Genomic DNA, 12,840 nt, shown 5'->3' with positions numbered 1-12,840 from the left:
CGGCCGGGTCAGCGCGTCCAGGACATGCCGTCGACATAGACCAGCGGAAGCCCGCTCGTGCCCTGCGCCTTGCCCGTGCGGTCGAAGATGTCGGAGATCACGAAGCCGGCGGTGACGTAGCGCAGGTCCAGTCGAGGGTTGGCCGCCAGGAAGTCGGCCACCGGGATCGACACCAGGCACCACTGGTCGTTGGTGCAGTAGCCGTAGTCGCCCGCCGCGATGGCGATGTAGGCCTCGGCCTGTTCGCGCTCCTCGGTGTCGGTCCAGACGCCGATCTCGATGCGGCCCGGGTAGCCGTTGGTGCGGATCCAAAGGTTGACGTGGCCGTTCTCGAAGCCGGTCATGTTGACCGCCGGGCCGGCCTGGAAGAAGCCCCAGCCCCAGACCTGCGGGTTGGCCGTGATGGCGATGCTCTGGCTGCCGCCGTCCGGGGCCGCGGTGGCGCTGGTGAGCGGCGCCACGGTGGTGGCGAACGGGTTGAAGCTGCGATCCGTGGCGATCAGGTCGCCGGTGGCGGCCGGGGCGTCGGAGAACAGCACCCAGCGGCTGACGGTGTCGGCCAGCGGGTCGGTCGGGGTCGGCGGGTCGAAGAAGACCGCCGTGGCCGGGTCGCAGGACACCGAGGTGTCGTAGACCCAGTCGGCGCTCGGCGGATTCATGTCCTGCACCACGCAGCGGGCCTTGCGGTCGCGCGTGAACAGGCCCCAGCCGTCGTCGCTGCTCTTCCATTGCTCGTCGAAGGACTGGAAGTAGAAGATCTGCACCGGCGGCTTGTTGCCGGCCGGCTCGGCCTTCCAGGCGGCCAGCCGGTCGTAGTACATCTTCTGGTTCACCGGGCTGGCGCGGAAGCCCAGCGTGGGGTCGCCGTTGTAGTCGATGGCGGTCCAGCCGGTCTCGCCGATGACGATCGGCATGGTGCTCAGGCCGATGCGATCGAGGTAGTTGCGCACGGCCGCGATCTCGTTCTTCGCGCTCTGCACGGCGGCGTCCATCATCGCGTCGGCACGTTCGTCGGCCGGCACGTCGCGCTGGCGCCAGTCCCAGGTGTCGGGCGAGTAGAAGGTGTCCAGCAGCGGGTAGGTGTGCACGGCGGCGTAGTCGACCACGTCGAGCACGGCGTTGGGCGCGGTGGCCCAGAAGTACCAGTTGTCGTTGGTCGTCACCGGCTGGGTGACGGCATCGCGGACCTGCTTGATGTAGCGCGCCATCACCGCCGGCGGGATCTGCAGGAAGGAGAAGTCCACCATCGCCTCGTTGCCGACGCTGACCGCGAGCACGATGTCGCTGTAACGGGTGGACAGGTCGATCAGGCTGGCCAGCTCGGCCTGGTTCTGCGCCTCCATGGCGTCGTCCACCGGGTTGTAGACGTAGGCGCCGAGCTGCATCTTCAGGTCGAGCCCGTTCTCGCGGATCACGCGCAGCACCAGCTCGCCGAAGCGCGCGCTGCTGAACAGGCGGATCACGCCCACACCGGCACCCTGCACCAGGCGCAGGTCCTGGAGCACGTTGGCGTAGGTGATGACCTCGCCGTCGAGGTCGGCCTCGCTGAGCGCCGTGCGGTAGGGCGAGTAGGCCGCGGCCGTGCGCGACGTGAACTCCGCCGGCAGGGCCCGGCGGTCGGTCAGCGACACCGGGGAGTCGAGGTAGCCACCACCGCCGCAGGCGGCGACGACGAGGGAGAGCACGGCCGCCGTCAGGAGGGCGGCAAGGCGGCGCCCGTGCTGCAGCGCCATCGAGGACATCCAGGAGATCATGACTCGGGCCTCAGAAGGTGAAGACGGCGCCGACGCCGAACCAGTTGCCGCGCGTGGCGACGCGCGGGTCGACGTTGGTGAACGCGTTGTGGCTGGGCATGGACAGCGGCGCCAGACCCTTGCGGTCGTAGTGCACCATGCCGGCAAGGCCGTAGAACCGGATCCCGTGGCCGAAGTTGTAGTCCACGCCCACGGTGTTGATCAGCGCGCTGTTGCTCTGGCCGCGCTCGCTGGGGTTGTCGGTGCTGGCCTTGCCCAGGTAGACCATGCCGGTGTTGAAGGCCCACTTGCCGTGCAGGTAGCGCACGCCGGCCATCAGGTCGGTGGTGCGCGCCGGGTAGCCGGGGTTGGGCACGCCGTTGGCGTCGGTGCCACCCCAGTCGACGTTGAACATGTTGTTCCACAGGCCGCCGCGGCCGAAGGTGGTGGGCACCGCGTAGGCGCCGCTCCACCGGTTGAAGCGCACGCCGGCGGTGGCCTCGATCTTTGGCGTGAAGTAGTAGCGCGCCATCAGCTGGAAGATGCCCTGCGACGAGCCACCAAGGATGTCGTCGTCGGCCGGGTTGGTGGTCAGGCCGAAGAAGGGCGCATGGCCCCAGGACACCGGCTGACCGTTGCGCGAGACCTGCACCGAGGCGTCGATCATCAGCCCGCCGCGGGTGTACTTGCCCCAGAACTCCAGCATCCAGGGGTCGTTCCGGTCCCAGCCGCTGGGGCCGGTGTCGTAGGTGGCCTCGAGCACGAGGTCACCGTCCATCACGTCCATGATGCGGGAGGTGTAGCGCAGGGCATGGCCCAGCAGGGCGTAGCCGGCACCGCTGGACGCCCAGGCGTCGCTGATGCCGAAGTCCGAGGCGTAGGGGAAGTCGGCCACCGCCCAGCTGCGGCTGGTCATCGCACCGATCGACAGCGTGCCGTACTCCTCGTGGCGGACGCCGATGTTGCGTTCGTAGATCGCGCCCTCGATGTCGACCTTGCCGTCGCGCCAGCGCTGGCTCAGCAGGCCCACGGCCTTGAAGCCGTTGGGCAGGTCGACCTGCATGCCCAGGTAGGGCTGAAACAGCACAGTGGTGCTGGTGTCGCTGCCGTAGGCCTTGCCGTAGACGAGCGGGTCGGCCCACTCGCGCTGGCGGTTCTCGTTCGGTTCCTTCTGGCACTCGTCGCAGACGTTGCTGCCCCGCACCATTTCCGCCTTGGCAAAGCCGGTCAGGGTGAAGAAGGGGCCGATGTCCACGGCCGCGGCCGGGAAACAGGCGGCAGCCGCCGCGACGACGACGGCCAGGCGCCTGAGCGAAGCGCCGGTGCGCGGCGAGGGCCGGCGCGGCGCAGCCTGGCAGGGCCGGGTGAGGGGCGAGGAGGCCGGGGGGAGAGAGCGTACGTGCATGGGTTCAGCCTTGACAGCGTGAAAGCGCTTTCAAAGGATAGTTCCCCCGGCCCGTCAACGTCAACGCCATGGGCCTGCGTGATTACCCTTGGTTGCGCGATTTCGACCCGGCCTGACGGCGGATCCGGGTAAACCAGATGTTGTTGTGAAAGCGCTTTCATGCAGAATCTTCGCACGTTGTCGCGATTGCAAGGAGTCCGCGCATGATCTGGTCGAGCCTCCGCCGCCTGGCGCCCTGGGTGGGTGCCGCCGCCCTGGCGCTGGGTCTGTCCGCCCAGGCGCAGCCCGTCAAGCTGGGTGCTGCCACCTACTTCCTGGCGCCCAAGGGCAGCGAGGCCCGCCCGCCGGCGGCGCCGTTCCGCACCGAGGCCCTGCTGAAGACGGCAGCACAGACCAACCAGTGGTACAGCACGCTCATCTTCAACGAGACGCCGGACCCCATCTATGCGATCCCGGTCAGCGTGCGCACGGTCAAGGCCGGCCTGGAGTTCTCGCTGCCGGTGAAGACCATCGTCCCGAGCGAGCGGCTGGACGTGGAGGTGCACTACCCGCACGCCGACCCGCTGCTGATCGCGCCCGTGGCCTTCGAGCCGGGGCAAGCCAAGCTGGCCAAGGCCAACGACTGGTCGATCGACATCTCGTTCGCACGCGGCGCCGACGACATGCGCGTGACCGTGGCCCATGGCAGCCCGTACGCGCAGCTGCGCCTGACGCGCGGCGACCTGAGGGTGACGCTGCCCGCCGCCGGCGAGCGGCTGGACGACGGGCGGGACCCGCGGGTGCTGGCGCTGAAGGTCGGCCCGCGGGCCTATGCCCTGTTCGGCCCGAGCGGCGCCCGCTGGGAGCGCACGTCCGACACCGTGTGGGTGGCGCGCATGCCGGCTGGCGCCAGCCATGCCGCTGTGGCGGCCTTGCCGGATGCGACGCCGGCGTCGCTGAAGCTGCTGACCGAGCACGCCTGGGCGTTCCTGGAGGAGACCCGCGTCGACTGGCGCTACGACCCGGCGGCCAGCCGTGTCGAGACGCGCTTCAGCGCGAAGACGAAGGCCATGGAGGGCAGCCAGGCCACGCCGCTGCTCGGCTTGTACCCGCACCACTGGTTCCGAAACGCCAGCGTGGCTGGCCGTCTGGGTCCAGCCTACGACACCATCCGCGGCAAGCTGCACCTGCTCGCCGCCCCCGAGTTCACCACCACCGCCACCTACGCCAGCTTCGTGCCGCGCTGGCCTGCGGTCGGCCCGTCGAAGTTCAGCGACACGCTGGCCGACGTGATGAAGAAGGACGTGCGTGACGCGCGCCGCCTGCTGCTGGTGGAAGGCGAGGGGCCCTACTGGCAGGGCAAGGGGCTGCAGCGCCTGGTCAAGCTGATGGACGTGGCCGAGGCGCAGGGCGACATGGCCGCGCGCGACGCCCTGCTCGAGCGGCTCAAGGAGCGTGTCGAGGAATGGTTCTCCGGCGAGAGCCGCAAGACCTACTTCGTGCACGACAAGACCCTGGGCACGCTGCTGGGCTACCCGGAGGAGTACTTCAGCGTCGTGCAGATGAACGACCACCACTTCCACTACGGCTACTGGATCCGCGCCATCGCCGAGATCGGCCTGCGCGACCCGGCCTGGGCGGCCAAGGACCGCTGGGGTGGCCTGGTGGACCTGCTGGTGCGCGACATCGCCGGCACCGAGCGGGGCGGCAGCGACTTCCCGTTCCTTCGCAACTTCGACCCCTACGAGGGCCACTCGTGGGCGTCGGGCATCGGCCTGGGCCCCTGGGGCAACAACCAGGAAAGCTCGTCGGAGGCCATCAACGCCTGGGCCGGCCTGATCCTGTGGGGCGAGCTGCACGGCGACACGGCGCTGCGCGACCTGGGCATCTGGATGTACACGACCGAGACCGAGGCCATCCAGCACTACTGGTTCGACATCCATGGCCTCGTCTTCCCGCCCGAGTACAAGCACGTGGAGACCAGCATGCTCTTCAGCGGCAAGTACGCCCACAACACCTGGTGGACCGACGAGCCGCGGCAGATCAAGGGCATCAACCTGCTGCCGGTGACCACGGCCTCGGCCTACCTGGGCCGCTACCCGGAGTACATCGCCAAGAACCTGGGCACGCTGGAGTCCGACGTGGCCACCTGGCTGGGCCGCGGCAAGAACTACGGCCGCCTGCCCAAGGACATCTGGGGCGACATCTTCGGCAAGTACCTGGCCCTGGCCGACCCGGCCAAGGCCCTGGCCGGCTGGGAGCGCTGGGGTGCGGTGGAACTGGGCGAGACGCGCACGCACACGCTGCACTGGATGCTCAGCCTGCAGCAGATGGGTACGCCGGACTTCAGCGTCACCGCGGACAGCACCTTCTACGCCGTGTTCCGCAATCCAGATGGCACGCGCACCCACTTGGCCTACAACGCCAGCCGCGCGCCCATCACGGTGCGCTTCAGCGACGGCAAGTCTCTGAGCGTGCCGCCCGGCGAACTGGTGTCTTCGGCGCCGGCCGCCCGCTGAGACTCGGGTAATCCAGAACATCCATGCGGCGAGACATTGATATGCTGCATGAAAGCGCTTTCAGATTGCTTCACGCCGGCTGGAGACAGGCCGCCGGCATCTCGATGGATGGCGCCCGCCGCGCCAGCTCTACACCGACAGGACGAACCACCATGCACACGTCACCTCGCGTTTCTTCCCGCGCCCTGACCCGCAGCGCCGCTGCACTGGCGGTGGCGGCCCTCGTTGCGGCCTGCGGTGGCGGCGACGTCGATCCGCCGCCGGACACCGTGCCGCCGACCGTCGCCATCACCGACGACGTCTCGGCCGCCACCGCCGGTGGTGTGGTCACCTTCACCTTCACCTTCAGCGAGGACGTCGGCGAGAGCTTCGTCGCCGAGGACGTGCTCGTCACCGGCGGCACGGCCGGCACGCTGACCAAGGTCAGCGACACCGTCTACACCCTGGCCGTGACGCCCCCGGCCGACACCGCCGGCACGATCAGCGTGAGCGTGGCCGCGGCCAAGTTCCGCGATCTGGCCAACAACGACAACGTGGCCGAGGCCACCGCCACCCAGGCCTTCGACACCCAGACGGCGCCGCCGTCCGGTGGCACGGTGCTGGCGAACTTCGACGACGTCTCGCCTCCGGTGGCCGGCTTCGAGGGTGCCGAAGGTAGCGCCGTGGAGGCCGGGCCCGCCGGTGGCGGCAGCGGCAACAGCTTCAAGGTGCTGCGCTCGGGCGGCCAGGTTTACGCGCTGGGCATCATCGAGACCGCCGTGCCGGTGAGCGACACGCGGCGCACCATCTCCGCCCAGGTGTACTCGCCGACCGCCGGCATCCCCATGGTCCTGAAGATCGAGGGCCCGGACGGAGCCAACTCCGGCGACGTGCAGGCCAACGAGACGGTGGTGCAGGGCTGGCAGACCCTGACCTGGACCTTCACCGGCACCGACGTCAGCAAGACCTACAACAAGATCGTGCTGCTGCCCAACCTGGGTACGGTCGACGCGCCACCCGGACAGGCCTACTTCTTCGATGCCATCACGCTGCTCGACGCTGCCGCACCGCCGGTGGCCGAAGGCACGGTGATCGCGAACTTCGAGGACGTGTCGCCCCCGGTCGCGGGTTTCGAGGGCGCCGAAGGCAGTGCGATCGAGGCTGGTCCTGCCGGTGGCGGCAGCGGCAACAGCTTCAAGGTGCTGCGCTCGGGTGGGCAGGTCTATGCGCTGGGGATCATCGAGACCACGGTGCCGGTGGCGGCCGATCGTCGCACGATCTCGGCCGAGGTCTACTCGCCCACCGCCGGCATCCCGATGGTGCTGAAGCTCGAGGGGCCCGACGGGGCCAACTCCGGCGACACGCAGGCCAACGAGACGGTGGTGCAGGGCTGGCAGACGCTGACCTGGACCTTCAGCGGGCTGGACGTCAGCAAGACCTACAACAAGATCGTGCTGCTGCCCAACCTGGGCACGGTGGACGCGCCTCCGGGGCAGGCTTACTACTTCGACACCATCACGCTGCTGGCCGCAGCGGGTGGCGGCGGTGGCGGCGCGGGCCCGCTGGTCTTCTCGTCGGGCTTCGCCGGCGGTGCCCGCACGGTGGAGGGCGGCGAGTACGGCGGTTTCAGCGGCAGCAACCTCGACAACTTCGGCTGTAACGGTGCCCCCGAGAACTGCGGTGGCGGTGGCGACGTGTCGCCGAACGTCGCGGCGGCGGACTCGTACTTCTTCTACTACTACCAGACGCCGACCCCGGCCTCGGCCCTGTACGCCGGCATCTATGTGCAGGCGCCGGGTGTCACCGGCGGCCTGAGTGCCTCCGCGGACACCCCGGGGATGCAGTTGAACGGCCAGACACAGATCAAGTTCAACTTCAACCCGAACCCGGAGTGGTACGGCACGACGACGAACAACTTCATGGTCCAGTTCGACATGGGCAAGCTGTACACGGTCAACGGCAACCCCTGCCACATCCAGCTGCGCAAGGTCGTCACGCCCACGTCCGCCGATTCCGCGGCCTACGCCCTGAACCTCAGCGAGTTCGCCGTGGTGCAGAACTGCGGTGTGGCTGGCCTGACCGCAACCTCGGTGCTGGCCTCCGAGCCGGTGTCGCAGGTGTCGTTCCAGGCGGCCGGCGGTGGTGCAGCGGTCAGCGATGGCACCATGAACACCGGCGCCAACCTGTCGGCCGCCAACGGCGCCGGCGTCTACCCGACCACGCTGGTGATCAAGGGCGGCATCCGCTTCGAGTGAGCGCGTGGACGGCGCGGTGGCCTGGGCCATCGTGCCGTCCGTGCCGGACCTTCGACCGCCACCCCGCCAGGACCTCACCATGACACACCTCTATCGCGTGATCCCCGCCGCGGCGGCGGCCTGCCTGCTCGCCTCCTGCGGCGGTGGCGGCGGTTCGCCGCCTGTGACCGACACCCCCCCCGTGACCAGCAGCAGCGGCGTGGCCGTCGACGGCTACCTGCAGTTCGCCACCGTGCTGTGCGACGTCAACGGCAACGGGGTGGCCGACGCCGGCGAGCGCGGTGCCGGCACCGACGCCGCCGGCCGCTTCGGTTTCTCGCCCGCCTGCGACGCGCCGCTGGTCGTCACCGGTGGCACCAATGCCGACACCGGCCTGCCGTTCACCGGCACTCTGAGGGCGCCTGCCGGCGCCACCGTGGTGTCGCCGCTGACCACGCTGCTGGCAGAAGGCCTGGCGGCGGCCGATCTGCTGGCGGCCCTGGGCCTGCCGGACGACACCAGCCTGGCCACCACCGATCCGGCGGCCACCACCGACGGCGTGCTGCAGCAGCCCGAGCTCTACCGTGCCACGCTGGCGCTGCAGCAGATCGTGCAGGGCACCGCCAGCGTGCTGCTGGAACTGGCCGGCGTCGACGATGCCGCCACCCAAAGGGCCGTCTATGCCGCCGTTGCGCGGGCGGCTGCTGCTGAACTCGCCGCCGACGGGGGTACGCCCCCTGTGCTGAGAAACGGCACGACAGTGTCGCCCAGCGTCGTCGACGCCATCGTGCAGGCTGCCGTGTCGGCCGTGGCCGGCATCGCTCCGCCGACTCCGGCGGTGAACGCCGCCACGCTGGCCCAGGTGGTGGCCGGCTCGCTGGCCCTGCAGGCCGAGCGCATCCTGGGCGCGGGGCCGAGCGAACTGACCGCCGTGGTGGCCGACGCCCAGCGCAGCACCGTGGTCGGTGACTTCGTGCGCACCAACGCGGCGCAACTGTCGGCGGCGCCCGGTGACGGCAGCGCCGCGCTGGCGGCCACGCTGGTCGAACTGGTGGACCCGTATCTGGCGATTGCCGGCGACAGCCTCCGCCTGGTCAACGGCAATGCCGTCACCGCGCTGAGCCTGGCCGCCTTTGCCAGTGCCGACGGCATCAGCGTGCCCTGGCCGCTGGCCGAGCCGCTGACGCTGGAGGTCACGCTGGCGCGGGCCGCGAACTACACGCCGATGGCCGGGCAGAAGCTCAGCGCGGCGGTGTCGATGCAGGAGACGACCGCCGGTGGCCAGGGCAGCATCCTGGCGCTGATCGACGGCGTGGACGTGGCCCGCGTGGGCGACGTGCTGCGCCTGACGGTGCCCAGCACGGCACGGGCACGCGTCTACGGCGTGTCCACCGACGGCCGCCGCAAGGCGGTGGTGGACTTCGCCAACGGCGTTCGCAACGTCACCGGCAGCTTCGAGACCGGCGGCAACGTCACCAGCTTCCCGCTGGGCAACATCGTCAACTACGCCATCAACCAGCTCAGCAACGACTTCACCGGCATCTACGCGCTGCGCGGCAGCTACCGGGTGTCGCTGGTGCTGGCGGGGCTGGACCTGCGGCATGCCGACGGGTCGCGCTTCGAGGCCGCGAGCCTGACGGTACCGACCGGCCTGAACAGCGCTGGTGCGGTGACTTCCAGCGTGACGGTGGAGGGCCGTGGGCTCACGGGCACGATCACGCTGGTCGACTGACGTGCACCGGCCCGTTCGCTGGCCGGCGGCGCAGGTCATGACGGTTGCGCGGGCCATGGGGCCCGCGCTGCTGAGCGTGGCCGTGGCCAGCGCCACGGCCGCGCCGCTGGACGCGCTGCTCGGTGCCTGGCCGGAACGGGCCGGGCCATCTTCGGCCGCCGCGGCGGCGCAGCTCGAGGCGGGCCTGTCCTTCGTCAACCGCCACATCGACTTCTCCGACCCCGAGGACGATCCCGAACTGGCGGCCCGCGCCGCCCGCGGTGACTACCGCGCGGCCCACCTGAGCGGCGGCTGGGCACCCGCGCCGGGCTGGTGGCTCGCCGGCACGCTGGCGCAGCGCGAACTCGACGACGGCGTCGACCGCTACCGCTACCTCGGCTGGCAACTCGCCGCCCAGTGGCGCTGGCACGAACCGCCCGCGGGCAGCCGTCTGCCGGCGATGGCGCTGCGGCTGGGGGCCTGGGGGCACCGGGCCGGCGAGACGGCGACGACGACGCCGGTGCGCGTGCCCGGGGCCGTGCTCGACACGGTGACCATCCGCGACCCGGCGGACCGCACCCTGCAGCTCGACGCCATCGCGTCGTGGACGCTGCGGCCGGGACTCGAACTGGGGGTGCTTGCCAGCGTCGGCGACACCCGGCTGTCCTACGGCGGGCTCACCGCCACCACCCGCCGCAACGGCTGCAGCTACGACCTGCTGTTCACTGGCAACGACATCTTCGGCACCCTGGCTGAGCCCTGCAATGCGCCGGGCGGCGTGATCGAGCAGTTCTTCGACAGCAGCGGTAGCTACGGCGTCGACGTGCCCGCCGAGATCGCCTGGCGGGGGCGGTTCGTGCAATGGGGTGTGAACCTGCGGGGCGAGACGGGGGCCTGGACCTGGGCCGCCGGCTTCCTGTGGCACCGCATCCGGCGCGACGGCGTCGACGACGTGGTCGCCGAGCGCGGCCGTTCGGCCTACACCCACAACCGCCAGCTCGTGCTCGATGCGGGTTGGCGCTTCCAGCCAGGCTGGGCGCTCTTCCTGCGTGCCGACCTGGGCGAACGGCTGTTCTTCAACGAGCTGCCCGTCACCTACAACAGCAGCACCGCCGGGCGCTTCGGCAGCCGCCTGTCGCTGCTCACCGCCGGGCTGCGTGCCCAATTCTGACGCTTCCACCATGCAACAACCCGGCTTCCCGCGCCTGCTCGGCGACGTGGGTGGCACCCACGCCCGTTTCGGCTGGCAGTCCGCCCCGGCAGCGGCCATCGAGCACATCGGCATCGAACGCTGTGGCGACCATGCCGGCCTGGCCGACGCGGTGCGCCACTACCTGGGCCAGTGGCGCCTGCCGGCGCCCGCGGCCGCGGCCATCGGCATCGCCAACCCGGTGGCGGGCGACGAGATCCGCATGACGAACCACCACTGGCGGTTCTCCATCCGGGCCCTGCGCGACGAGCTCGGCCTGCAGCGGCTGTGCGTGGTCAATGACTTCGAGGCGCTGGCGCTGGCCTTGCCCACGCTGGAGGCCAGTGTGCTGCAGCCCATCGGCGGCGGCCGGGCCGACCCGCAGGCCGCCTGCGCCGTGATCGGGCCGGGCACCGGGCTGGGCATGGCGGGCCTGCTGCCCGGTGGGCGCCACGCCGTGACCGGCGAGGGCGGCCATGCCACGCTGGCGCCTGTGGACGACCGCGAGTCTGCCGTGATCGCGCGGCTGCGCCAGCGCTTCGGCCACGTGTCGGCCGAGCGCGTCCTGTCGGGTGCCGGCCTGGTGAACCTGTATGCGGCTGTCAGTGCGCTGGACGAGCAGGCGGCGGAGCCGCTGGAGCCGGCGGACGTGATCCAGCGCGGTCTGGGCGGGCAGGACGCCGCCTGCCGCACGGCCATCGACCTCTTCTGCGGCTTCCTGGGCAGCGTCGCCGGCAACCTGGCGCTGACGCTGGGTGCGCGCGGCGGTGTCTACATCGGCGGCGGCATCGTGCCGCGGCTCGGACCGGCCTTTGCCGACTCGGCGTTCCGCGCCCGCTTCGAGGCCAAGGGGCGCTTCAACGGCTACCTGTCGGCGATCCCCACCTGGCTGATCGTGGCGCCGCAGCCGCCGGCGCTGCAGGGCGCGTCGCGCGCGCTGGACCTCGGCGGCTGAGACCGCCGGGGCGGTCGCCTCAGCTGCCGCCGTCTGCCAGCCGCATGCGCTGCTGGCGCGTCTTGCCGGCGTTCCACAGCGTGAGGGTCACGGTGTCGCCGGTCTGGCGCGCCTCCAGCAAGGTCAACACGTCATCGAGGTCGGTCACCGGCTGGCCGTCGACTTCGGTGATCACGTCGCCGAGCACGATGCCACCGTCGCGCCCGCGGCGGAAGGGTTGCAGCTCGGCGCGGGCGGCGGGGCTGCCGCGCTGCGTCTCGATGATGGTCACGCCCGGCGGCAGGCGCAGCGCCCGCGTGAGCCCCGGTGGGCCGGCGGTGATGCCCAGCGACGGGCGCACGATGCGGCCGTCCCGGATCAGCCGCGGCACGATGCGGTTGACCTCGTCGGCGGGAATCGCGAAGCCGATGCCGGCGCTGGCGCCGCTGGGGCTGGCGATCTGCGTGTTCACGCCGATCAGCCGGCCCGCGGAATCGAGCAGCGGGCCGCCGGAGTTGCCGGGGTTGATGGCGGCATCGGTCTGCACCACGCCGCGGATCGTGCGGTTGTTGAAGCTCTCGATCTCGCGGTTGAGCGCGCTGACGACGCCGGTGGTCAGTGTCTGGTCCAGGCCGAAGGGGTTGCCGATGGCCAGCACGCGCTGGCCCACCTGCAGGTCCTTGCTGCTGCCCAGCGGGATCGGCGGCAGTTTGTCGGCAGGCGCGTCGATCTTCAACACGGCCAGGTCACGGTCGGGGAAGGCGCCCACCAACTTTGCATCCCAGGTGCTCTGGTCGGCCAGGGTCACGCGCGCCGCGTTGCCGCCCTGGATGACGTGGAAGTTGGTGACGACGTGGCCCGCCGTGTCCCAGACGAAGCCGGTGCCGGTGCCGCGCGGCACCTGCTGCACGTTCAGGGAGAAGAAGTCGCGCTGCGCCGCCAGCGTGGTGATGTGCACCACGGATGGCGACAGGCGCCTGAACAGGTCGATGGTGGCCTGCTCGTCGGGCAGCAGCACGCCTCGGGGCGCGACGGAGCGTGGCGCCGGAGCGTCGGTGCGCGACGCGGCGGGGAAGGTGAAGGCCAGCAGCGCCGCCACGGCGCCGGCGGCGAAGGCCCAGAGCGTGCGGGAAGGGCGCAGGGTCATCGGTGGTTCG

General features: G+C 70.7%; 8 protein-coding genes. 5 read left to right on the top strand and 3 right to left on the bottom strand.

Annotation, left to right across the window (positions count from 1 at the left end; all coding sequences use genetic code 11):
* Positions 1-8: 8 nt before the first annotated feature.
* Entirely contained in the window at positions 9-1,754 is a 1,746-nt protein-coding gene (locus tag ENE75_RS22350; protein WP_128200865.1) for a glycoside hydrolase family 17 protein, read from the bottom strand.
* A 10-nt stretch (positions 1,755-1,764) separates the two neighbouring features.
* A complete protein-coding gene (locus ENE75_RS22345) occupies positions 1,765-3,138 on the bottom strand; it encodes a porin family protein (RefSeq protein WP_158289053.1) in 1,374 nt (457 codons plus the stop codon).
* Between the two features lie 203 nt (positions 3,139-3,341).
* Here ENE75_RS22345 and ENE75_RS22340 point away from each other — a divergent pair, with 203 nt between their 5' ends.
* The 5 genes from ENE75_RS22340 (at position 3,342) to ENE75_RS22320 (ending at position 11,704) form a co-directional block, all read left to right on the top strand.
* The gene (locus ENE75_RS22340; RefSeq protein WP_128200861.1) at positions 3,342-5,636 is read left to right on the top strand and encodes a glycosyl hydrolase; all 2,295 of its coding nucleotides are present in this window, start codon (positions 3,342-3,344) and stop codon (positions 5,634-5,636) included.
* 152 nt (positions 5,637-5,788) lie between these two features.
* Positions 5,789-7,870: an Ig-like domain-containing protein gene (locus tag ENE75_RS22335; RefSeq protein WP_128200859.1), complete on the top strand. Its 2,082-nt coding sequence runs from the start codon at positions 5,789-5,791 to the stop codon at positions 7,868-7,870.
* A gap of 79 nt (positions 7,871-7,949) precedes the next feature.
* The gene (locus tag ENE75_RS22330; RefSeq protein ID WP_128200857.1) at positions 7,950-9,581 is read left to right on the top strand and encodes a hypothetical protein; all 1,632 of its coding nucleotides are present in this window, start codon (positions 7,950-7,952) and stop codon (positions 9,579-9,581) included.
* 1 nt (position 9,582) lies between these two features.
* Entirely contained in the window at positions 9,583-10,731 is a 1,149-nt protein-coding gene (locus tag ENE75_RS22325) for a hypothetical protein (RefSeq protein ID WP_158289052.1), read from the top strand.
* Between the two features lie 10 nt (positions 10,732-10,741).
* Positions 10,742-11,704 (top strand): glucokinase, encoded by a 963-nt coding sequence (locus ENE75_RS22320; protein ID WP_128200854.1) that lies wholly within the window; start codon positions 10,742-10,744, stop codon positions 11,702-11,704.
* Between the two features lie 19 nt (positions 11,705-11,723).
* Here ENE75_RS22320 and ENE75_RS22315 read toward each other — a convergent pair whose 3' ends face one another.
* Positions 11,724-12,830 (bottom strand): S1C family serine protease, encoded by a 1,107-nt coding sequence (locus ENE75_RS22315; protein WP_128200852.1) that lies wholly within the window; start codon positions 12,828-12,830, stop codon positions 11,724-11,726.
* Between the last annotated feature and the right edge of the window lie 10 nt (positions 12,831-12,840).

Source organism: Rubrivivax albus, from assembly GCF_004016515.1.
GTDB classification, from domain to species: domain Bacteria; phylum Pseudomonadota; class Gammaproteobacteria; order Burkholderiales; family Burkholderiaceae_C; genus Rubrivivax; species Rubrivivax albus.
The sequence above is the reverse complement of the archived record's forward strand: the minus strand, read 5'-3'. Positions and strand labels throughout refer to the sequence as shown.